The organism is Mycobacterium saskatchewanense, from assembly GCF_010729105.1.
GTDB lineage: Bacteria > Actinomycetota > Actinomycetes > Mycobacteriales > Mycobacteriaceae > Mycobacterium > Mycobacterium saskatchewanense.
In genome coordinates, this window is sequence record NZ_AP022573.1 from 384,288 (window position 1) to 405,250 (window position 20,963).

Genomic DNA, 20,963 nt, shown 5'->3' on the forward strand with positions numbered 1-20,963 from the left:
GCGGTGTCCCCTAAAAAGACGATTGTGGTGCTCGACTACGGTTCGGGCAACCTGAGGTCGGCGCAACGCGCCCTGGAGCGGGTGGGTGCGTCGGTCGAGGTGACCGCCGACGCGGACGCGGCCGCCGCCGCCGACGGGCTGGTGGTTCCGGGCGTCGGCGCGTACGAGGCCTGCATGACCGGGCTGCGGAAGATCGGGGGCGACCGCATCATCGCCGACCGCGTCGCCGCAAGCCGTCCGGTCCTGGGGGTGTGCGTCGGCATGCAGATCTTGTTCGCCCGTGGCGTCGAATTCGGGGTGGAGACGACCGGCTGCGGGCAGTGGCCCGGGGCGGTCACCCGTTTGGACGCGCCGGTGATCCCACACATGGGTTGGAACGTCGTCAACGCCGGGGCGGACACGGTCTTGTTCAAGGGGTTGGACGAGGACACCCGGTTCTACTTCGTGCATTCCTATGCCGCGCAGCGTTGGGAGGGATCACCGGCGGCGGTGCTCACCTGGGCCACCCACCAGGTGCCGTTCCTGGCCGCCGTCGAGGAGGGGCCGTTGTCCGCCACCCAATTCCACCCGGAAAAGAGCGGAGACGCCGGCGCGGCCGTGCTTAGCAACTGGGTGGAGGGACTGTAATGCCATTGATTCTCTTGCCGGCGGTCGACGTGGTCGACGGGCGGGCCGTGCGTCTGGTGCAGGGCAAGGCCGGCAGCGAAACCGAGTACGGGACCGCGCTGGACGCCGCCCTGGGCTGGCAGCGCGACGGGGCCGAGTGGATCCATCTGGTGGACCTCGACGCCGCCTTCGGCCGCGGCTCCAACCGCGAGCTGCTTGCCGAGGTGGTCGGCAAGCTCGACGTGCAGGTCGAGCTCTCCGGCGGCATCCGCGACGACGAGTCGCTGACGGCGGCGCTGGCGACGGGCTGCGCCCGGGTCAACCTCGGGACGGCCGCCCTGGAGAACCCGCAGTGGTGCGCGCGGGCGATCAGCGAGCATGGCGACAAGGTCGCCGTCGGCCTGGACGTCCAGATCGACCCGACCCATCCCCAAGGCCAGCACCGGCTGCGCGGCCGTGGCTGGGAGACCGACGGCGGTGACCTCTGGGAGGTGCTGGAACGCCTTGACAGCCAAGGGTGTTCGCGATTCGTGGTCACCGACGTCACCAAGGACGGCACCCTGGGCGGCCCCAATCTCGAGTTGCTCGCCGGAGTCGCCGAGCGCACCGAGGCGCCGGTGATCGCGTCCGGCGGCGTGTCCAGCCTGGACGACCTGCGTGCGATCGCCACGCTCACCGACCGCGGGGTCGAGGGGGCCATCGTGGGCAAGGCCCTCTACGCCGGGCGGTTCACCCTGCCGCAGGCCCTGGCCGCGGTGCAGGGGTGAGCGACGCGATGGACTTGGACGCGCTGGTCGAGACGGCGTCGGCGATCCTCGACGACGCGACCGAGCCCTTTCTCGCCGGCCACCGGGCCGAGTCGGCCGTGCAGAAGAAGGGCAACGACTTCGCCACCGACGTCGACCTGGCGATCGAGCGGCAGGTCGTCGCCGCCCTCACCGAGACCACCGGAATCGGTGTGCACGGCGAGGAATACGGCGGCGAAGACGTCGACGCGGAGTGGGTGTGGGTGCTCGACCCCGTAGACGGCACGTTCAACTACGCGGCGGGTTCGCCGATGGCCGGCATCCTGCTCGGGTTGCTGCATGACGGCGAGCCGGTCGTCGGACTGACCTGGTTGCCCTTCACCGGCCAGCGTTACACCGCGACCGTCGGCGGGCCCTTGGTGAAAAACGGTAAGCCCCAGCCACCGCTGGGCCGGGTCGAGCTGGCCGACGCCCTCATCGGCGCCGGCTCGTTCAGCGCGGACGCCCGGGGCAGATTCCCCGGCCGCTATCGGGTCGCGCTGCTGGAGAACCTGAGCCGGGTGTCGTCGCGGCTGCGCATGCACGGCTCCACGGGGCTGGACCTGGCGTATGTTGCCGACGGAATCCTGGCGGCCTCAATAAGTTTCGGCGGACACGTGTGGGACCATGCCGCGGGCGTCGCGCTGGTGCGGGCCGCGGGTGGCGTCGTCACGAACCTGGCAGGCGAAGCGTGGACGCCCGATTCGGAGTCCGCGCTCGCCGCGGCGCCGGGCGCGCACGACGAGATCCTCGAAATCCTGCGCAGCACGGGCGAACCGGGAGACTACTGACGATGTGCGCGAGTAACGGCCTCGCGGTGCGGGTGATTCCCTGCCTGGACGTCGACGCCGGCCGGGTGGTCAAGGGCGTCAACTTCGAAAACCTCCGCGACGCGGGAGATCCCGTCGAGCTGGCCGCCGCCTACGACGCCGAGGGGGCGGACGAGCTGACGTTCCTCGACGTCACCGCCTCGTCGTCGGAACGCGGCACCATGCTCGACGTCGTGCGGCGCACCGCCGAGCAGGTGTTCATCCCGCTGACCGTGGGCGGGGGAGTGCGCACGGTGGCCGACGTCGACGTCCTGCTGCGCGCGGGGGCCGACAAGGTGTCGGTCAACACCGCCGCGATCGCGCGCCCCGACTTGCTGGCCGAGATGGCGCGGCAGTTCGGGTCGCAGTGCATCGTCTTGTCCGTCGACGCCCGCACGGTCCCGGCCGGCTCGGCCCCGACCCCGTCGGGCTGGGAGGTCACCACCCACGGCGGCCGGCGCGGCACAGGGATCGACGCCGTCGAGTGGGCGGTGCGCGGCGCCGAGCTCGGGGTGGGGGAGATCCTGCTCAACTCGATGGACGCCGACGGCACGAAGGCCGGGTTCGACCTGGCGATGCTGCGGGCGGTCCGCGCCGCGGTCACGGTGCCCGTGATCGCCAGCGGGGGTGCCGGAGCGGCGGCGCACTTCGCGCCCGCCGTCGCCGCCGGCGCCGATGCGGTGTTGGCGGCCAGCGTCTTTCACTTCCGCGAGCTGACCATCGGCCAGGTGAAGGCCGCCATGGCCGCCGAAGGGATCACCGTGCGATGACGCTCGACCCACGGATCGCGGCGCGGCTCAAGCGCAATGCCGACGGGCTGTTCGCCGCCGTCGTGCAGGAGCGGGACAGCGGCGACGTGCTGATGGTCGCGTGGATGGACGACGACGCGCTGGCCCGGACATTGGAAACCCGTGAGGGGACGTACTATTCGCGGTCGCGTGGCGAGCAGTGGGTGAAGGGGGCGACGTCTGGCCACACGCAGCGCGTCCACTCGGTGCGGCTCGACTGCGACGGCGACGCGGTGCTGCTGACCGTCGACCAGGTCGGCGGCGCCTGCCACACCGGCGACCACAGCTGTTTCGACGCCGACGTGCTCCTGGAGCCCGAAGGTTAGCTCCGGCGCCCCACCGAGATTGCGGTGTGGGTGGTGGTTTGGCGCGGGTCGCGCCCACTGCGGCAATTTGGTAGAGGCTGGCCGCGAGGTCGGCTTCGCGTAGGAAGCGCTGGCGGAACTCGTCGTCCGCGGTCAGGTCGCGGGGAGGATCTTCAGGGCGTCCGTGCGGGGCAGCCGCGGGTGCTGCGCCAGGTACATCTCGCCCATTCCGCCGGCGCCCAGGCGCCGCACGATCGTGTACCCGGCGAACACCTCCCCTTCGGTGAGGCCTTCCACTCGCGGCATGTGAGCATGCTACTGAGGCCGTGCGCACGGCAACCGTGATTCGCCTGGATGGCGCCCCTCAGGGCGCACCGCCGCCGGCCTTCCGTGAGAATGGCGGGCGATGATCAAACCGGTGACGTGGACCGCGGTCATGCCCCTGCTCGCCCTCGTCGTGTTGGCACTGATCTGGGGGACTCAGCTCGGCCCGCTGCTCGTCGCGCTGGCGGCCGCCCTCCTGGTCGGCGCGGTGCTGGCCGCGGTCCATCACGCCGAGGTGGTCGCGGCCCGGGTGGGCGAACCGTTTGGCTCGCTGGTCCTGGCCGCCGCCGTCACCGTGATCGAGGTTGCGCTGATCGTCGAGCTGATGGCGTCCGGCGGCAGCGAAACCGCGACGCTGGCCCGGGACACGGTGTTCGCCGCGGTCATCATCACCACGAACGGGATCGCCGGATTGTCGCTGCTGATGGGGTCGCGGCGGTACGGCGTGACGCTGTTCAACGCCGAGGGAAGCGGGGCGGCACTGGCGACGATCACGACGCTGGCGACGTTGAGCCTGGTACTGCCCGCGTTCACGACAAGCCATGTGGGCCGGGAATTTTCGCCCGGCCAGCTGGCCTTCGCCGCCGTCGCCTCGCTGGGCCTGTATCTGCTGTTCGTGTTCACCCAAACCTTCCGGCATCGCGACTTTTTCCTGCCGGTCGCGCAGCGGGGCCAGAAGCGCCTCTTCGAGGATGAGAGCCACGCCGAGCCGCCGAGCGTCCGGTCGGCGCTGACCAGCCTCACGCTGCTGGTCGTCGCGCTGTTCGCCGTGGTGGGCCTCGCCGAGCAGGAGTCGCCGGCGGTCGAGCGGGCGGTGACCGCGGCCGGATTCCCGCAGACGTTCGTCGGCGTGGTGATCGCGGCGTTGGTCCTGCTGCCGGAGACCCTGGCGGCGCTACGCGCGGCGCGACGGGGCCGGATCCAGATCAGCCTGAACCTGGCCTACGGCTCGGCGCTGGCCAGCATCGGCCTGACCATTCCGGCGATCGCGCTGGCAAGCATCTGGCTGAGGGGGCCGCTGGTGCTCGGCCTCGGTCCGGTCCAGCTGGTGCTGCTCGCGCTGACCGTCGTGATCAGCATGCTGACGGTGGTGCCGGGGCGGGCCACCCGGCTGCAGGGCGAATTGCACCTGGTGCTGCTCGCCGCGTACATCTTTCTCGCGGTCAACCCGTAGGCAGGGCGCGCAGGGTCTCGAGCGCCTTGTCGGCATGGGTGTCCATGCTGAATTCGCTGGCGATCACGTCGAGCACCTTGCGGTCGGTGCCGATGACAAAGGTGGTGCGCTTGACCGGCATGACCTTGCCGAGCAGGCCGCGCTTGACCCCGAACTGCTTGGCCACCGCGCCGTCGGCGTCCGACAGCAACGGGTAGTCGAAGTGCTGGGTCTCGGCGAACTTGGCCTGCTTCTGCACGGGATCGGTGCTGATGCCGACCCGGCTGGCGCCCACCGCGGCGAATTCGGCCGCGAGGTCACGGAAGTGGCAGGCCTCCTTGGTGCAGCCGGGCGTCATCGCGGCGGGGTAGAAGAACAGGACGACGGGCCCGTCGGCGAGCAGGCCGCTGAGCGTGCGGGGCGTGCCCGCCTGATCGGGAAGTTCGAAGTCCGCGACGGTGTCACCAGGTTTCATGGCGGTCACGCTACGCCCAGGCAGCGAGCCCCCGGGCGTGGATCTGCGAGGATGGTTCGGTGCACGACCACCTCGCCGCTACCACCTCACGGGAGCACTTCCGCCGGCTGGCGGCGGAGCACCGCGTGGTGCCGGTGACCCGCAAGGTGCTGGCCGACAGCGAGACGCCGCTGTCGGCGTACCGCAAACTGGCCGCCAACCGCCCGGGCACATTCCTGCTCGAGTCCGCCGAGAACGGCCGGTCCTGGTCGCGTTGGTCGTTCATCGGCGCGGGCGCGCCCTCGGCGCTGACGGTGCGCGACGGCGAAGCGGTGTGGCTGGGCGCCGTGCCGCAGGACGCCCCGACCGGGGGGGACCCCCTGCTGGCGCTGCGCGCCACCCTCGAGCTGCTGGCCACGGCCGCGCTGCCCGGCCTGCCCCCGCTGTCGGGCGGGATGGTCGGATTCTTCGCCTACGACCTGGTGCGGCGCCTGGAACGCCTGCCGGACTTGGCTGTCGACGACCTGCGCCTCCCGGACATGTTGTTGCTGCTGGCGACGGACCTGGCGGCGGTCGACCATCACGAGGGGACCATCACCCTGATCGCCAACGCCGTCAACTGGAACGGCACCGACGAGCGCGTCGACGAGGCCTACGACGACGCCGTCGCCCGGCTGGACGTGATGACGACGGCGCTGGGCCAGGCGCTGCCGTCGACGGTCGCGACGTTCAGCCGCCCCGAGCCCCGGCAGCGCGCGCAGCGCACGGTCGAGGAGTACACCAAGATCGTCGACTACCTCGTCGAGCAGATCGCGGCCGGCGAGGCCTTCCAGGTGGTGCCTTCGCAGCGCTTCGAGATGGACACCGCGGTCGACCCCATCGACGTGTACCGGATGCTGCGGGCGACCAACCCGAGCCCCTACATGTACCTGCTGCACGTGCCGAACGGGCAAGGCGCGACGGACTTCTCGATCGTCGGATCCAGCCCGGAGGCGTTGGTCACCGTCGCCGACGGCTGGGCGACGACGCACCCGATCGCCGGAACGCGGTGGCGCGGCAAGACCGAGGAAGAGGACCAGCAGCTGGAAAAAGACCTGCTGGCCGACGCCAAGGAGCGCGCCGAGCACCTGATGCTGGTCGACCTCGGCCGCAACGACCTGGGCCGGGTCTGCACGCCGGGCAGCGTGCGCGTCGAGGACTACAGCCACATCGAGCGCTACAGCCACGTGATGCACCTGGTGTCGACCGTCACCGGGATGCTCGGTGAGGGCCGCACCGCCCTGGACGCGGTGACCGCATGCTTCCCGGCGGGAACGCTGTCGGGCGCCCCCAAGGTGCGGGCCATGGAGCTCATCGAAGAGGTCGAAAAGACGCGCCGCGGCCTCTACGGCGGCGTGGTCGGCTACCTGGATTTCGCCGGCAACGCCGACTTCGCGATCGCCATCCGCACCGCGCTGATGCGCGACGGCACCGCGTACGTTCAGGCCGGTGGCGGCGTGGTCGCCGACTCCAACGGCCCGTACGAATACACCGAGGCGTCCAATAAGGCGCGCGCGGTGCTCAACGCGATCGCCGCGGCCGAGACGCTGACCGCCCCGCGGCCGGGTCGCGATGGCTGACCGCCGCCCGGGCCGGTTCACGATCGTGCCGGCCCAGTTCCTGCTGGTGGTCGCCGCGGGGGCGTTGTGGGCGGCGTCGCGGCTGCCATGGGTTGTGGTCCGGTCCTTCGACGGGCTGGGGCCGCCGAAGGCGGTGACGCTGTCCGGCGCCGCGTGGTCCACGGCCCTGCTCCCGTTGGCCCTGCTCCTGGCCGCGGCGGCCGCGGCCGCCCTGGCCGTGCGCGGTTGGCCGCTGCGCGTGCTGGCGGTGCTGGTGGCGGTGGCCGGCCTCGCGGCCGGGTATCTGGGCATCAGCCTCTGGGTGCTCCCCGATGTGGCCGTGCGCGGTGCCGAGCTGGCGCGCATTCCGTTGATGACGCTGGTGGGCAGCGAGCGGCACCGTTGGGGAGCCGGCATCGCGGTGGCCGCCGCCGGGTGCAGCGTGATCGCCGCCGTGTTGTTGATGCGCTCGGCGTCGATCCTCGGCTCGGACGGCTCGGACGTCGCCAAATATGCGGCTCCGGCGACCCGTCGGTCGAAAGCCCTGCGCGAAAGCGCAAATGGGGTGATGCTTGAGGAGCCGGAGAAGCCGAAGATGTCCGAACGGATGATCTGGGATGCGCTTGATGAGGGTCGGGACCTGACCGAGCGCCCCGGTGAGGCCGACACCGAGGGTCGGTGACGGGCCGCGAGCCAAAGGCCGCTACCCTTCTTCACATCGTCCAGAAGGCGGCGACGGCGGGGTGACCGTGGGCACGGCGGAAGGAAACCGAAAGGCATGAGTCCGGCATCCGTGCTTGACTCCATCCTCGAAGGAGTCAGGGCCGACGTTTCCGCGCGCGAGGCCCTGGTCAGCCTGTCCGAGATCAAGGCGTTGGCCGCGGCCGCGCCGCCGCCGCTCGACGTGATGGCCGCCTTGCGTGAGCCCGGCATCGGCGTCATCGCCGAAGTCAAGCGCGCCAGCCCGTCGGCGGGTTCCCTGGCGACCATCGCCGACCCGGCGAAGCTGTCCCGCGCCTACGAGGACGGCGGCGCCCGCATCATCAGCGTGCTGACCGAGGAGCGACGCTTCCGCGGGTCGCTCGATGACCTCGACGCGGTGCGTGCGGCGGTGTCGATCCCCGTGCTGCGCAAGGACTTTGTGGTCCAGCCGTATCAGATCCACGAGGCCCGAGCGCACGGCGCGGACATGCTGTTGCTCATCGTCGCCGCGCTCGAGCAATCGGCGCTGGTGTCGATGCTGGATCGCACCGAATCGCTGGGCATGACGGCACTGGTCGAGGTGCACACCGAAGAGGAGGCCGACCGCGCGCTCAAGGCCGGGGCCAACGTCATCGGCGTCAACGCCCGCGACCTGACGACGCTGGCGGTGGACCGAGATTGCTTCGCGCGCATCGCACCCGGCTTGCCCAGCAACGTGATCCGCATCGCCGAGTCCGGCGTGCGCGGCACCGCAGACCTGTTGGCGTACGCCGGTGCGGGCGCCGACGCCGTCCTGGTCGGTGAAGGTCTGGTCAAGAGCGGTGACCCACGCGCCGCGGTGGCCGATCTGGTCACCGCCGGCACCCACCCGTCCTGTCCGAAACCGGCTCGCTGAACGTTGTTGCGCACTGAGACGTTGAATCCGATGAGCCGCCCCCGCGTTGAGCCTTGGTGATGGACGACCTGACCGGTTCGGATCTTCCGCGTTCCAGTGCGGCCATCGCCGAACCCACCAGCCACGACCCCGACGCGGGCGGCCATTTCGGCGGCCCCGGTGGTTGGGGTGGTCGCTACGTCGCCGAGGCGTTGATGGCGGTGATCGAAGAGGTCACGACCGCCTACGAGAAGGAACGTGTCAATCAGGATTTCCTCGACATCCTGGATGACTTGCAGACCCACTACACCGGTAGGCCGTCGCCGCTGTACGAGGCGACCCGGCTCAGTGACCACGCCGGCGGGGCGCGCATCTTCCTCAAACGAGAAGACCTGAACCACACCGGTTCTCACAAGATCAACAACGTCCTCGGCCAGGCGTTGCTGGCCCGCAGGATGGGCAAGACCCGGGTGATCGCCGAGACCGGGGCCGGCCAGCACGGCGTGGCAACCGCCACGGCGTGCGCGCTGCTCGGCCTCGACTGTGTGATCTACATGGGCGCCGTGGACACCGCGCGCCAGGCGCTCAACGTGGCGCGGATGCGGCTGCTGGGGGCCGAGGTCGTCTCCGTCGAGTCCGGCTCGCAGACGCTGAAGGACGCCATCAACGAGGCGTTCCGCGACTGGGTGACCAACGCGCACAACACGTACTACTGCTTCGGCACGGCGGCGGGTCCGCATCCCTTCCCGACCATGGTCCGGGACTTCCAGCGCATCATCGGCCTGGAGGCCCGAGTGCAGATCCAGCGGCAGGCGGGCCGGTTGCCCGACGCCGTAACCGCCTGCGTGGGCGGCGGATCCAATGCCATCGGCATCTTCCACGCCTTCATCGACGACCCCGACGTGCGGCTGGTGGGGTTCGAAGCGGCCGGCGACGGCGTCGAGACGGGCCGGCATGCGGCGACGTTCGCGGGCGGTTCCCCCGGGGCGTTCCAGGGCTCGTTCTCCTACCTGCTGCAGGACGAAGACGGCCAAACCATCGAATCCCATTCGATCTCGGCCGGTTTGGATTACCCGGGAGTGGGTCCCGAACACGCCTACCTCAAGGAGACCGGCCGCGCCGACTACCGGCCGATCACCGACACCGAGGCGATGGACGCGTTCCGGCTGCTGTGCCGCACGGAAGGCATCATCCCGGCGATCGAATCCGCGCACGCGGTGGCCGGCGCTCTCCAGCTGGGCGTCGAATTGGGCCGGGGCGCAATCATTGTGGTGAACCTGTCGGGTCGCGGCGACAAGGACGTCGAGACGGCCGCCAAATGGTTCGGGCTGATGTCGCCCACCGACGATGCGGGCCGGCGATGACGGTGGAGCAAAGCCAGGCGAGCAGGCTGGCCCCGGTCTTCGAGTCGTGCCGCAAGGAGGGCCGTGCGGCGCTGATCGGGTACTTGCCGACGGGCTACCCCGACGTCGCCACGTCGATGGACGCGATGACCGCCCTCGTCCAATCCGGCTGCGACATCATCGAGGTCGGGGTGCCGTATTCGGACCCCGGGATGGACGGCCCGACCATCGCCAGGGCCACCGAGGCCGCCCTGCACGGGGGAGTGCGGGTGCGGGACACCCTCGCCGCCGTCGAGGCCATCAGTTCGGCCGGTGGGGACGCCGTGGTGATGACGTACTGGAATCCGGTGCTGCGGTACGGCGTCGACGCCTTCGCGCGCGACCTCGCGGCGGCGGGCGGACGGGGCCTGATCACCCCCGATCTCATCCCGGACGAGGCCGACCGGTGGCTGGCGGCATCCGACGAGCATCGGTTGGATCGCATCTTCCTCGTAGCGCCGTCGTCGACGCCGCAACGGCTGGCGATGACAGTCGAGGCCTCGCGCGGGTTCGTCTACGCTGCCTCCACGATGGGAGTGACCGGGGCGCGTGACGCGGTGTCGCAGGCGGCGCCGGATCTGGTGGCCCGGGTGCGGGAGGTGTCTGACATACCCGTCGGGGTGGGCCTGGGGGTGCGTTCTCGCGAGCAGGCCGCGCAGATCGCCGGCTACGCCGACGGGGTCATCGTCGGCTCCGCGTTGGTGTCGGCGCTGGGCGACGGTGGCCTGCCCGCCTTGCGGGCGCTGACCGAGGAACTCGCTCACGGCGTGCGCGACGGGGTCGCCGCCTCATGACGTTGGCGCCCACCTACTTCCCGAGCCCGCCGCAGGGCGTGTGGCACCTCGGGCCGTTGCCGATCCGCGCCTACGCGCTGTTCATCATCACCGGCATCGTGGTCGCGCTCATCATCGGTGACCGGCGCTGGGAGGCCCGCGGCGGCCAGCGCGGCGTGATCTACGACGTGGCGCTGTGGGCCGTGCCGTTCGGGTTGATCGGCGGCCGGCTCTACCACCTGGCCACCGACTGGCGAACCTACTGGGGACCCGGCGGCGCGGGGTTCGGCGCGGCGCTGCGGATCTGGGACGGCGGCCTGGGCATCTGGGGCGCGGTGGCGCTCGGCGGCGTGGGCGCGTGGATCGCCTGCCGGCGTCGGGGAATCCCGTTGCCCGCCTTCGGCGACGCGATCGCCCCGGGAATCGTGCTGGCTCAGGCGATCGGGCGGCTGGGCAACTACTTCAACCAGGAGCTCTACGGCCGCGAGACCACGCTGCCGTGGGGGCTGGAGATCTTCTACCGCCGCGACCCATCGGGTTACGTCGACCCGCATTCGCTCGACGGCGTCTCGACGGGGCAGGTGGCGCTCGTCGTGCAGCCCACGTTCCTCTACGAACTGATCTGGAACGTGCTGGTTTTCGCCGCACTGATCTACTTGGACCGGCGGTTCACGCTGGGACACGGGCGGCTGTTCGCCCTCTACGTGGCCGGCTACTGCATCGGGCGCTTCGGTGTCGAGCTGCTGCGCGACGACACCGCGACCCACATTGCCGGCATCCGGATCAACTCGTTCACCTCGACTTTCGTGTTCATCGGGGCGGTGGTGTATTTCATCGTCGCGCCGAAGGGTCGGGAGGATCCCGAGAGCCTGCGTGGCAACGAAGGCGTCGTCGAGGTGTCGCCGGAACCGGAGCCGGTGGTCGCCGCAGATGTGCCCGAGTCGCCGGACGCGGATGCCGCGGCCGCCGAGCCCGAAGAGCCCGAAGCCGGAGAGCCCGAAGCCGAAGTAGCGCCCGAGGCGGGCGAGGCCGAGTCGCCCACCAGCGCCGACCCCGAACCCGGCGAAAGCGCAGCGGATGCCGCCGGCGACGGCGAGGCGCCCCGCGGGCGCTGGAGCCTGCGCCGAAACCGATAGCGGGGCGTCGAAAATCTTTTAGGGCGCGCGGCGGCCGATCTGTCATGCTGGCACGGTGACCGAACCGTCGTCGCCCGACCCCGCGAGTTTCGGCGCCCCGCCGCCCCCGCCGCCGGGTTATCACGCCGGCTACCCGCCGCCCTATCCGCAGTATCCGGTTCCGGGCGGCTACTACGACCCGTCCGCCCCATTCGGCCGTCACCCCGTGACCGGTCAGCCGTATTCGGACAAGTCGAAGACGATCGCGGGCCTGCTCCAGCTGCTGAGCCTGATCGGCATCGGCGGGATCGGCCGGTTCTACATCGGTGACATCGGCATCGGTGTCGCGCAGCTGCTGGTCGGCTGGCTCACCTGCGGATTCGGTCTCGTCTGGAGCATCGTCGACGCGATCCTCATCCTCACCGACAAGGTGCCCGACTCGCACGGTCGCCCCCTGCGTGAGGGGACCTGAGCCGGTGATGCACGAGCGCGGCGCGGTTGGTCAGCGCCTCTTCCCGGCCGTCGGCACCGGAGCGCTTCTGGGGGGCGCGCTGGTCTACATCGGTCTCGTCGACCCGCACAACGCGAGTTCCGTCTACCCGCTGTGTCCATTCAAATGGCTCACCGGCTGGAATTGCCCGTTCTGCGGCGGGCTGCGAATGACCCACGACCTGCTGCACGGCGACCTGCTGGCCGGCATCAACGACAACGCCTTCCTGGTGGTCGGCCTCCCGCTGTTGGCCGGTTGGGTGCTGTTCGGCCGCCGAAACAAGGGGTCGTCGCTGCCGATGCCGGCGGTGCTGGCGATCGCTGTCGCGGCGACTCTGTGGACGATTCTGCGAAATCTGCCCGGATTCCCGTTGATTCCGACCAACAGTGGGTAGCCCGGGCGTTAAGCCCGGCGGTCAACAAGCGCCCCGGGCTGCGCACGCGACTATGCTGGGTCGGCGTGACTAGACGCGGGAAGATCGTCTGCACCCTTGGTCCTGCCACCGCCTCAGATGAGCTGATCACAGCGCTTGTCGATGCCGGAATGGACGTCGCCCGACTGAACTTCAGTCACGGTGACTACGCCGATCACAAGGCCGCCTACGAGCGAGTGCGGGCCGCCTCCGATGCCACCGGTCGCGCGGTCGGTGTGCTCGCCGACCTGCAGGGCCCCAAGATCAGGTTGGGCCGCTTCGCCACCGGGTCCACCTACTGGGCCGACGGCGAGGTGGTGCGGATCACCGTCGCCGAGTGCGAGGGCACCCACGACCGCGTGTCGACCACCTACAAGACGCTGGCGAAGGACGCCGCCGTCGGCGACCGGGTTCTGATCGACGACGGGAAGGTCGGCCTGATGGTCGATGCCATCGAGGGCGACGACGTCGTCTGCACCGTCACCGAGGGTGGGCCAGTCAGCAACAACAAGGGCATGTCGCTGCCCGGCATGAACGTGTCCGCGCCTCCCCTGTCGGAGAAGGACATCGACGATCTCACCTTCGCGCTGGACCTCGGCGTCGACCTGGTCGCGCTGTCCTTTGTGCGCTCGCCGTCGGACGTCGAGCTGGTCCACGAGGTGATGGACCGGATCGGTCGGCGGGTTCCCGTGATCGCCAAGCTGGAGAAGCCCGAAGCGGTCGACAACCTGGAAGCGATCGTGCTCGCGTTCGACGCCATCATGGTGGCGCGCGGCGATCTGGGTGTCGAGCTGCCGCTCGAAGAGGTCCCGCTGGTCCAGAAGCGCGCCATCCAGATCTCCCGGGAAAACGCGAAACCCGTCATCGTGGCCACGCAGATGCTCGACTCGATGATCGAGAACTCGCGGCCGACGCGGGCCGAGGCCTCCGACGTCGCCAACGCGGTGCTCGACGGCGCCGACGCGGTGATGCTGTCCGGCGAGACCTCGGTGGGGAAGTATCCGCTGGCGGCCGTACGCACGATGTCACGCATCATCTGCGCCGTCGAGGAGAACTCCACGGCCGCGCCGCCGCTGACCCATGTGCCGCGTACCAAGCGCGGGGTGATCTCTTACGCGGCCCGCGACATCGGCGAGCGGCTGGACGCCAAGGCGCTGGTCGCGTTCACCCAGTCCGGCGACACGGTCAAGCGGCTGGCGCGGTTGCACACCCCCCTGCCGCTGCTCGCGTTCACCGCGTGGCCCGAGGTGCGCAGCCAACTCGCCATGACGTGGGGCACCGAGACATTCATCGTCCCGATGATGACGTCGACGGACGGCATGATCCGTCAGGTCGACAAGTCGCTACTGGAACTCGGTCGCTACAAGCGCGGTGACCTGGTGGTGATCGTGGCCGGCGCGCCACCTGGCACAGTAGGGTCGACCAACCTGATCCATGTGCACCGGATCGGGGAGGACGACGTCTAGCCGCCCGATCGTCCGGCCCGGTCCGGGGTTCCCTTCCTGTGGAAAAGAGGCGCGCAATCGAGACCTGAGGAGAGCCCGTGCCGGCAGGCGATGAGCCGAATGTCCGGGAGGACACCTACTCGGATTTCGAGGAACTGCTGGCGATACTCGACCTCGAGCGCGTCGGCGATGACCGGTTCGTCGGTAGCCACCCGAGCAAGAACCCGATGCGGACGTTCGGTGGTCAGCTCATGGCCCAGTCATTCGTCGCCAGCGCCCGCACGCTGACCCGCGAGGGCCTGCCGCCCGGCGCGCTGTCGGTGCACTTCGTCAACGGGGGCGACACCGGCAGGGACATCGAGTTTCACGTGACGCGGTTGCGCGACGAGCGGCGCTTCGCCAACCGGCGGGTGGACGCGGTGCAGGACGGCGTGCTGCTGTCCTCCGCGCTGATCTCCTATATGTCCGGTGGTCCCGGACTCGAGCACGCCGTCGACCCGCCCACGGTGCCCGGGCCGCACACGCAGCCGCGGATCGCCGAGCTACTGCGCGGGTACGAAGACACCGTCCCGCACTTCGTCAACGCCCTGCAGCCGATCGAGTGGCGCTACACCAACGACCCCGCGTGGGTGATGCGAGACAAGGGCGAGCGGCTCCCATACAACCGGGTGTGGGTCAAGGCGCTCGGGACCGTGCCCGACGATCCGATGCTGCACACCGCGGTGATGGTGTACACCTCGGACACCACCGTCCTGGACTCGGTGATCACCACGCACGGGCTGTCGTGGGGTTTCGACCGCATCTTCGCCGCGTCCGCCAACCACTCCGTCTGGTTCCACCGGCAGGTGGACTTCAACGACTGGGTGCTGTACTCGACGTCGTCCCCGGTGGCCGCCGATTCCCGCGGGCTGGGCACGGGCCACTTCTTCGACCCGGCCGGGCAGCTCCTCGCCACCGTCGTGCAGGAGGGTGTCCTGAAATACTTCCCGCCGCCGCGCCGATAGACGGGGTGCGGAGCGCCCACCAAGCGCCACTGAGGAGCACTGACAGGCACTGTGACAGGCACTGAGAGGCGCTGAGAGGCACTGCAGGCACGGGAGAGAGGTCTGAGAGCCTCACGAAAGCCCGTTCATCGGGCCCTCAGCAGGCGTAAGTTGCAGCTTGCCGGGTACGCGGTGCAGAGGCGGCGACTGGCCGCCCAGCTGATTTCAGCGCATCGGGAGGTGAGAGTTGAACCAATCACCGGTCGACGTCGCGGCGAGGCCCCGCGCCCGCGAACGGGTGGTCGTTCACGTCGACACGCTCGCGGCCCGCTGGATCGGCGCTCTGGCCCTCCTGTGCGCCGCTGGCTGGCTCGTCGTCATACTCGTCCGCCACCACCACAACCCCGGTTGGCACTGCGCCGACCGGCTGGGGTGGTCGCTGACGGTCCTCGGGGCGGTGGCCTTCATCGCCCGCGGCATCTTCCTGGGCCGGCCGGTGACCGCCGCGCACGCAGCGACGGCCGCGGCCTTCGTGCTGGGCGGACTCGGCGCCCATGTGCTGTCGTTCGACCTGCTCGGTGCCGTGCTGGTCGTCGGGTCCGGCCCGGCGCTGATGTGGCCGACGTCGGCCCGCCCGCGGCCCGACGACCTACGCCGGGCCTGGGCCCTGATCGAGGCCACTCGGGACGATCCGCTGGCACCGTTCGCGATGCAGACGGGCAAGTGCTACCACTTCACCGCAGACGGTGCCGCCGCGCTCGCGTACCGGACTCGGCTGGGATTCGCCGTGGTCGGCGGCGATCCGATCGGTGACGAGGACAAATTCCCCGAGCTGGTCGCCGACTTCGCGGCCACCTGCCACGCGCACGGCTGGCGGATCGCGGTCGTGGGCTGCGGCGAGCGCCGGCTCGGGCTGTGGACCGACCCGGCGGTGATCGGGCAGTCGCTGCGGCCGGTGCCGATCGGCCGCGACGTCGTGATCGACGTGTCGGGCTTCGACATGGCGGGGCGCAAGTTCCGCAACCTGCGCCAGGCGGTCAAGCGCACCCACAACTGCGGCATCACCACCGAGATCGTCTCGGAGCAGGCGCTCGATGACGGGCTTCTCGCCGAGCTGACCGACGTGGTGCGGGCATCGTCCCGGGGGGCGGGGACGCAGCGTGGCTTCTTCATGAACCTTGACGGCGTGCTGGAGGGCCGGTTCCCCGGGATTCAGCTCATCATCGCCAGGGACTCCTCGGGTCGGGCGCAGGGCTTCCACCGCTACGCCACCGCCGGCGGCGGCAGCGACGTCAGCCTCGACGTGCCGTGGCGCCGCCGCGGGGCACCCAACGGCATCGACGAACGGCTCAGCGTCGACATGGCGATGGCGGCCAAAGAAGCCGGCGCGCGGCGCGTTTCGCTGTCGTTTGCGGCCTTTCCGGAGATCTTCGACGAGCGGAACCGCAGCCGCATCCAGCACGTCTTTTACCGATTGATCCATGTGCTGGACCCGTTGATCGCGTTGGAGTCGTTGTACCGGTACGTCCGCAAGTTCCACGCTCTGGATTCCCGGCGGTACGCGCTGATCTCGATGACCCAGCTGATTCCGCTGCTGTTCGTGTTGCTGTCGGTGGAGTTCATGCCGCGCCGGCGACACCTCTAGGCGGCCGGTTGGCTTTCTGATCACCGCGATCCGGCAGGAATGGCCGCCGACCGGGGCGCGTTGGTTGCGGCATGCCCACCGGAACCTTCCTGATGCCCCGTCCCGACGCCCTCAACCTCGTCGACGACGCGATCGAACAAGCCAGGCGCGCCAACGAACTCGGGGTGCGCCAGATCTGGCTGGCCCAGCAATCCACGTACGACGCGATCGCGCTGGCCGGGCTGATCGGGGCGGCGGTGCCCGGGCTTGGGGTCGGCACCTCGGTCGTGCCGATCAACCCGCGCCACCCGTTGATCGTCGCCGCACTGGCACAGACGGCGCAGGCCGCCGCGCACGGCAATTTCAGCCTCGGGCTCGGCCTGGGTGCGCGGGCGCTCGAACGGCAGATGTTCGGCGTCGACTGGACCAACACCATTCAGCGGCTGCGCGAACATCTGACGATCTTGAACTCCGTCTTCGACACCGGGGGCGTCGACGTTCACGGCACCGAGCTGACCGCCAGGCCCTTCTGGCCGGTGCGCGTCGCGGGGGGGCTCCCCGGTGCCGGTCTATGTGGCAGCGATGGGTCCGAAGGCGTTGCAAGTCACCGGCGAACTGGCCGACGGCACGCTGCCCTACCTTGCCGGGCCGCGCACCATCAGCGAATTCATCGCCCCGACGATCACCGCGGCGGCCGCGGCGGCGGGCCGCCCGGCGCCGCGCATCATCGCGGCGGTGCCCGTGTTGCTGACCGACGACGTCGACTCCGGGCGGGCCTTCGCCGCCGAGCACCTGAGTTTCTACGCGAACATCCCCTCGTACCGGAAAGTGATCGCCCGCGAGGCCGTCACCAGCATCACCGACCTGGCCGCGATCGGGTCCGAGGTCGCCGTGCGCAATCAGTTGCGCCGCTACCTCGATGCGGGCGCGACCGACGTGGTGATCAACCCGGTGGACCGCTCGGAATCGGTTGACCGAGAGGCGCTTTGGCGGCTTGCCGCCTCCGTGTGACGGGACGCCGGGCCGGCTCAGGTCGCGGATGGCGGGCCGACGTGCAGTAGTCGACAGCCGAGGCTCGCGGGGAGGTGGTGGGTGGCCACGACCACGGTGCGGTCGGCTCCCATGGGTCCGCCCCCCGGCCCCAGCAGGTCGGCGAGGAGACGAGAGGCGTCGGCCGCGTCGAGGTGCTCGGTGGGCTCGTCCAGGAGGACGATCCGCGCGGGTGAAAGCACCGCCCGGGCCAGCAGCAACCTGCGGCGCTGGCCGGCCGACAGGGCTTGCGCACCGCCGGTCAGCACCGTCGACAAGCCGTCGGGCAATGTGGCGGCCCAGCCGCCCAGCCCGACCGTGTCGAGGGTGACGGCCAGTTCGTCGTCGCAGCAGTCCCCGCGGGCCACCAGCAGGTTGTCGCGGACGGTGGTGGCAAAAACGTGCGCGTCCTCGGCGAAGAAGCTCACGGCGCAACGCAATTCGTCTTCGTCGAAGTTGCTTAGTTCGGTCCCGTCCAGCGTCACGCGGCCGTCCAGCGGCGCGACGAGCCCGGCAAGCGTCATCAGCAACGTCGTCTTCCCGGAGCCGCTCGCGCCGGTGACGGCCAGCCGCGCGCCGGGGGGCAGGTCCAGCGCCACCCGGGTCGACCGCGTCGAATCGTCGTGACCGGAGCGCACGTCGGCCACCAGCCGGCCGGTGCCGTCGGGCGGCCGCGCGGTTGGCTTCGGGGCCCGGTTGGCCCGTTGGGGCGGGGCCAGCTCCAGGAGGCGACGCGCGGCGATCCGCGAGCGTGTCAACTGGACGGCGGCGCCCGGCAGCGGGGTCGTCGCCTCGAAGGCCGAGAGGGGCAACAACATCAGTACGGCCAGCGTGGTCGGCGCGACCGTGGGCGCCAGCGCGAGCGCGGCCACCACGGCGCCGATCACGCTCGCCCCGATCGCGGCGGTCGGGATCGCCTCGGCGATCGCGGCCGGCCTGACGGCGGCGTCGAGCGCACCGGCCCACGCGCGCTGCCGGCGTTGCGCTTCGGCGATGACCTCGGGAAGGACGCCGGCGACGCGCAGCTCCGGCGCGTGTTCCAGGGCGGTCATCGCCGCGGCGTCGCGCTGCGAATGATGTTGCCTGGCAACCTCTTCCTGCGTGGCGGCCGCCTTTGCGGCGAGCCGGGGCGCGACGAAGCCGGCGAGCAGCAGGCAGATCGCCAGGACCGCCGCGGCCGGCACCGAGATCAGCGCCACGACGGCGACTGCCGCCACCCCCAGCACCGTGGCGACCCCGATCGGTACCAGGGCGCGCACCAAAACGTTGGCCAGTTCGTCGACGTCGGCGCCGACCCGCGCCACCAACTCGCCGCTGGGTAACCGGACGGCGGTAGCCGCCGGCCCCCGCGCGAGCCGGCGATAGATCTGCGCCCGGGCGGTGCCCGCCGCGCGCAGCGCGGCGTCGTGAGTGGCCAGCCGCTCGCAGTAGTGCAGTACCCCGCGAGATATCGCGAAGGCGCGCACCGCGACGGCCGCGACCGACAAGTCCAGGACGGGCGGCATCTGCCAGGCCCGCGTGATCAGCCATGCCGACACGCCGGCCAGGGCCAGGGCACTGCCCAGCGACAGCACGCCCAGCGCGATGGCCGCCAGAATGCGGGACAGCCGCGGGCGCAGCAGACTTGCGGCCGCCTGCAGGGGTTGAAGCTCAGGTGGCCACATACCGCACCGCACCCTCGAAGGCCACCTCGACCACCCGATCGCCGATGGCGACGACGGGCTCGCGATGGCCGACGACGACCACCGTCGCGCCGGCCCGCGCGCGCTCGACGACGGCCCGCAACACCCGCTCCTCGGTCTGTGCGTCCAGGTGCGCGGTGGGCTCGTCGAGCAGCAGGACCGCGGCGGTCGATCCGAGAGCCCGGGCCAGGCCGAGGCGTTGGCGCTGCCCTAGGGAGAGCCCCACGCCGCCCCGCCCCAGCTGGGTGTCCATCCCGTCCGGCAACTCGGCCAGCACGGAGTCGAACCCCGATGCGCGGCAGGCGGATTCCACGTCACGCAGCTCGCCGAACAGCGCAAGGTTGTCGCCGACGCTGCCGGGGACCAGCACCGGCCGCTGCGGCAGCCACGACAACTGTCGCCACCAGGCGGTCGGCTCGAGCTCGGTGACGTCCGCGCCCGCCACGGTGACCCGGCCCGACGAGGGCGGGGTGAGCCCCGCGATCGCCTGCAGCGCCGTGCTCTTCCCGGCGCCGTTCGGCCCGGTCAGCACGGTCACGGATCCGGGGGAGATCACCGCGTTGAGCGCGTGCGGTGCGCGACCGTCCCGCCCGGCGACGCTGAGGCTTTCCAGTCGGATCTCCGCGCCGCGCGCCGGGACGGTCCGGTGGCGTGGCGTGGGGGAGGACGGGTCTCCGATGAGGGCGAACGCGCTGTCGGCGGCGGTGCGACCGTCCTGTGCGGCATGGAATTCCACACCGATCCGGCGCAGCGGCCAGTAGACGTCGGGCGCCAGCAGCAGCACCGTCAGACCGGTTGCGAGCGTCATTTCGCCGAACACGAGGCGCAGGCCGATGCTGACCGCGATCAGCGCCACGCCCAGGGTGGCGAGCAGCTCGAGCACCAGCGCCGACAGAAAGGCGATCCGCAGGGTCGCCATCGCCGAACGGCGGTGCGCTGCCGAAAGTTCGGCGATCCGCTTTTCCGGGCCGCGCCCGCGCCCCAGCGCCCGCAACGTGGGGATGCCCGCGATGAGGTCGAGTAATCGCGCCTGCAACGTGGTCATGGCGGTCAGGGCCGCGGCCGAGCGCTCGGCCGTCGCCAGCCCGATCAGCACCATGAAGATGGGAATGAGCGGCAGGGTGATCAACACGATCACCGTCGATTTCAGGTCGTAGAGCGCGATCACCGCGACCGTCGCCGGGGTCAGGATCGCCGCCAGCAGCAATGTCGGCAGATAACCGGCGAAATACGGGCGCAGCCCGTCGAGGCCCCGCGTGACCACCACGCCGGCGGCATCGCGTTGCGCCGCCAGCTCGCGCGGCTGCCGCGCGGTCACCGCCGCCAGCACCTGACCGGACAGTTCGGCGATGACGGCGCCGGCGCCCCGCTGACCCAACCGCGCCTGAAGCCAGTGCGCGGCCGTCCGAATCGTCCAGACTGCCAGCAGGATTGCCAGGGGCGCCGACCAGACGCGCAGGCTTCGTGCCCCGGGGTCACCGACCACGCCCGCGACGATGTTGGCCAGCACGATCGCCGAGCCGATCGCGCAACCGGAGATCACGACCCCGCAGCCCACCGAGGCGAGCAGATATCGCCGCAACGCGGTCGACGCCCGCCACAGCCGCGGGTCCAGGGGCGCCCGCCGGGT

Annotated in this window: 20 protein-coding genes and 2 pseudogenes; 18 read left to right on the forward strand and 4 right to left on the reverse strand. The window is 70.6% G+C overall.

The genetic code is table 11. The features are described from left to right. Window positions 1-3: 3 nt before the first annotated feature. From hisH to hisI, 5 genes are read left to right on the forward strand one after another with little or no spacing between them, the layout of a single operon-like run. The gene (hisH, locus tag G6N56_RS01805; RefSeq protein ID WP_085253757.1) at window positions 4-627 is read left to right on the forward strand and encodes an imidazole glycerol phosphate synthase subunit HisH; all 624 of its coding nucleotides are present in this window, start codon (window positions 4-6) and stop codon (window positions 625-627) included. Next, on the forward strand, window positions 627-1,373 hold the full coding sequence (priA, locus tag G6N56_RS01810) for a bifunctional 1-(5-phosphoribosyl)-5-((5-phosphoribosylamino)methylideneamino)imidazole-4-carboxamide isomerase/phosphoribosylanthranilate isomerase PriA (protein WP_085253758.1): 747 nt from the start codon (window positions 627-629) through the stop codon (window positions 1,371-1,373). Before hisH ends, priA begins: the two co-directional genes overlap by 1 nt. 8 nt (window positions 1,374-1,381) lie before the next feature. Beyond that, window positions 1,382-2,182 (forward strand): inositol monophosphatase family protein, encoded by an 801-nt coding sequence (locus G6N56_RS01815; RefSeq protein WP_085253759.1) that lies wholly within the window; start codon window positions 1,382-1,384, stop codon window positions 2,180-2,182. A 2-nt stretch (window positions 2,183-2,184) separates the two neighbouring features. After that, window positions 2,185-2,970, forward strand: coding sequence for an imidazole glycerol phosphate synthase subunit HisF (gene hisF, locus G6N56_RS01820; RefSeq protein WP_085253760.1), 786 nt, complete (start codon window positions 2,185-2,187; stop codon window positions 2,968-2,970). Continuing rightward, complete coding sequence (gene hisI, locus G6N56_RS01825; RefSeq protein ID WP_085253761.1) at window positions 2,967-3,314, forward strand: phosphoribosyl-AMP cyclohydrolase; 348 nt, start codon at window positions 2,967-2,969, stop codon at window positions 3,312-3,314. The genes hisF and hisI overlap by 4 nt, the downstream gene beginning before the upstream one ends. A 52-nt stretch (window positions 3,315-3,366) precedes the next feature. Here hisI and G6N56_RS01830 read toward each other — a convergent pair. Continuing rightward, window positions 3,367-3,599 (reverse strand): annotated as a pseudogene (locus G6N56_RS01830) (serine/threonine-protein kinase); the annotation flags it as partial. A 100-nt stretch (window positions 3,600-3,699) separates the two neighbouring features. On the opposite strand from G6N56_RS01830, the gene G6N56_RS01835 reads away from it, so the two are divergent. Continuing rightward, entirely contained in the window at window positions 3,700-4,791 is a 1,092-nt protein-coding gene (locus G6N56_RS01835) for a calcium:cation antiporter (RefSeq protein WP_085253762.1), read from the forward strand. On the opposite strand, the gene G6N56_RS01840 is transcribed toward G6N56_RS01835, so the two are convergent. Then, the gene (locus G6N56_RS01840; protein WP_085253817.1) at window positions 4,781-5,245 is read right to left on the reverse strand and encodes a peroxiredoxin; all 465 of its coding nucleotides are present in this window, start codon (window positions 5,243-5,245) and stop codon (window positions 4,781-4,783) included. The two genes, G6N56_RS01835 and G6N56_RS01840, sit on opposite strands and share 11 nt — an antisense overlap. Window positions 5,246-5,304: 59 nt before the next feature. On the opposite strand from G6N56_RS01840, the gene G6N56_RS01845 reads away from it, so the two are divergent. From G6N56_RS01845 to G6N56_RS01900, 12 genes and pseudogenes are all read left to right on the forward strand, one after another. Beyond that, complete coding sequence (locus G6N56_RS01845) at window positions 5,305-6,843, forward strand: anthranilate synthase component I (protein ID WP_085253763.1); 1,539 nt, start codon at window positions 5,305-5,307, stop codon at window positions 6,841-6,843. Beyond that, entirely contained in the window at window positions 6,836-7,504 is a 669-nt protein-coding gene (locus tag G6N56_RS01850) for a TIGR02234 family membrane protein (RefSeq protein ID WP_085253764.1), read from the forward strand. The genes G6N56_RS01845 and G6N56_RS01850 overlap by 8 nt, the downstream gene beginning before the upstream one ends. A gap of 96 nt (window positions 7,505-7,600) precedes the next feature. Next, on the forward strand, window positions 7,601-8,419 hold the full coding sequence (trpC, locus tag G6N56_RS01855) for an indole-3-glycerol phosphate synthase TrpC (RefSeq protein ID WP_085253765.1): 819 nt from the start codon (window positions 7,601-7,603) through the stop codon (window positions 8,417-8,419). A 59-nt stretch (window positions 8,420-8,478) separates the two neighbouring features. Next, window positions 8,479-9,762: a tryptophan synthase subunit beta gene (gene trpB, locus G6N56_RS01860; RefSeq protein WP_085253766.1), complete on the forward strand. Its 1,284-nt coding sequence runs from the start codon at window positions 8,479-8,481 to the stop codon at window positions 9,760-9,762. Next, window positions 9,759-10,574 (forward strand): tryptophan synthase subunit alpha, encoded by an 816-nt coding sequence (gene trpA / locus G6N56_RS01865; RefSeq protein ID WP_085253767.1) that lies wholly within the window; start codon window positions 9,759-9,761, stop codon window positions 10,572-10,574. Before trpB ends, trpA begins: the two co-directional genes overlap by 4 nt. Then, the gene (locus G6N56_RS01870) at window positions 10,571-11,689 is read left to right on the forward strand and encodes a prolipoprotein diacylglyceryl transferase (protein WP_085253768.1); all 1,119 of its coding nucleotides are present in this window, start codon (window positions 10,571-10,573) and stop codon (window positions 11,687-11,689) included. The genes trpA and G6N56_RS01870 overlap by 4 nt, the downstream gene beginning before the upstream one ends. A 55-nt stretch (window positions 11,690-11,744) precedes the next feature. Continuing rightward, the gene (locus G6N56_RS01875) at window positions 11,745-12,140 is read left to right on the forward strand and encodes a TM2 domain-containing protein (RefSeq protein ID WP_085253769.1); all 396 of its coding nucleotides are present in this window, start codon (window positions 11,745-11,747) and stop codon (window positions 12,138-12,140) included. 7 nt (window positions 12,141-12,147) lie between these two features. Further along, on the forward strand, window positions 12,148-12,552 hold the full coding sequence (locus G6N56_RS01880; RefSeq protein WP_085253770.1) for a DUF2752 domain-containing protein: 405 nt from the start codon (window positions 12,148-12,150) through the stop codon (window positions 12,550-12,552). A gap of 65 nt (window positions 12,553-12,617) precedes the next feature. After that, a complete protein-coding gene (gene pyk, locus G6N56_RS01885; RefSeq protein ID WP_085253771.1) occupies window positions 12,618-14,036 on the forward strand; it encodes a pyruvate kinase in 1,419 nt (472 codons plus the stop codon). A gap of 77 nt (window positions 14,037-14,113) precedes the next feature. Beyond that, complete coding sequence (locus G6N56_RS01890; protein ID WP_085253772.1) at window positions 14,114-15,019, forward strand: acyl-CoA thioesterase II; 906 nt, start codon at window positions 14,114-14,116, stop codon at window positions 15,017-15,019. A 226-nt stretch (window positions 15,020-15,245) separates the two neighbouring features. After that, on the forward strand, window positions 15,246-16,643 hold the full coding sequence (locus tag G6N56_RS01895; RefSeq protein ID WP_085253773.1) for a bifunctional lysylphosphatidylglycerol flippase/synthetase MprF: 1,398 nt from the start codon (window positions 15,246-15,248) through the stop codon (window positions 16,641-16,643). A gap of 71 nt (window positions 16,644-16,714) precedes the next feature. Continuing rightward, window positions 16,715-17,633 (forward strand): annotated as a pseudogene (locus tag G6N56_RS01900) (TIGR03564 family F420-dependent LLM class oxidoreductase). Between the two features lie 17 nt (window positions 17,634-17,650). Here the strand turns inward: G6N56_RS01900 and cydC are convergent. Both cydC and cydD read right to left on the reverse strand, forming a co-directional pair. Beyond that, on the reverse strand, window positions 17,651-19,315 hold the full coding sequence (gene cydC / locus G6N56_RS01905) for a thiol reductant ABC exporter subunit CydC (protein WP_085253774.1): 1,665 nt from the start codon (window positions 19,313-19,315) through the stop codon (window positions 17,651-17,653). Then, window positions 19,302-20,915: a thiol reductant ABC exporter subunit CydD gene (gene cydD / locus G6N56_RS01910; RefSeq protein ID WP_085253775.1), complete on the reverse strand. Its 1,614-nt coding sequence runs from the start codon at window positions 20,913-20,915 to the stop codon at window positions 19,302-19,304. The genes cydC and cydD overlap by 14 nt, the downstream gene beginning before the upstream one ends. Between the last annotated feature and the right edge of the window lie 48 nt (window positions 20,916-20,963).

Excerpts from the sequence above, each read along its gene's own strand:
- priA (WP_085253758.1), top strand. The coding sequence starts at position 627 with ATGCCATTGATTCTCTTGCCGGCGGTCGACGTGGTCGACGGGCGGGCC.
- G6N56_RS01815 (WP_085253759.1), top strand. The coding sequence starts at position 1,382 with ATGGACTTGGACGCGCTGGTCGAGACGGCGTCGGCGATCCTCGACGAC.
- hisF (WP_085253760.1), top strand. The coding sequence starts at position 2,185 with ATGTGCGCGAGTAACGGCCTCGCGGTGCGGGTGATTCCCTGCCTGGAC.
- hisI (WP_085253761.1), top strand. The coding sequence starts at position 2,967 with ATGACGCTCGACCCACGGATCGCGGCGCGGCTCAAGCGCAATGCCGAC.
- G6N56_RS01835 (WP_085253762.1), top strand. The coding sequence starts at position 3,700 with ATGATCAAACCGGTGACGTGGACCGCGGTCATGCCCCTGCTCGCCCTC.
- G6N56_RS01840 (WP_085253817.1), bottom strand. The coding sequence starts at position 5,245 with ATGAAACCTGGTGACACCGTCGCGGACTTCGAACTTCCCGATCAGGCG.
- G6N56_RS01850 (WP_085253764.1), top strand. The coding sequence starts at position 6,836 with ATGGCTGACCGCCGCCCGGGCCGGTTCACGATCGTGCCGGCCCAGTTC.
- trpC (WP_085253765.1), top strand. The coding sequence starts at position 7,601 with ATGAGTCCGGCATCCGTGCTTGACTCCATCCTCGAAGGAGTCAGGGCC.
- trpB (WP_085253766.1), top strand. The coding sequence starts at position 8,479 with ATGGACGACCTGACCGGTTCGGATCTTCCGCGTTCCAGTGCGGCCATC.
- trpA (WP_085253767.1), top strand. The coding sequence starts at position 9,759 with ATGACGGTGGAGCAAAGCCAGGCGAGCAGGCTGGCCCCGGTCTTCGAG.
- G6N56_RS01870 (WP_085253768.1), top strand. The coding sequence starts at position 10,571 with ATGACGTTGGCGCCCACCTACTTCCCGAGCCCGCCGCAGGGCGTGTGG.
- G6N56_RS01880 (WP_085253770.1), top strand. The coding sequence starts at position 12,148 with ATGCACGAGCGCGGCGCGGTTGGTCAGCGCCTCTTCCCGGCCGTCGGC.
- cydC (WP_085253774.1), bottom strand. The coding sequence starts at position 19,315 with ATGTGGCCACCTGAGCTTCAACCCCTGCAGGCGGCCGCAAGTCTGCTG.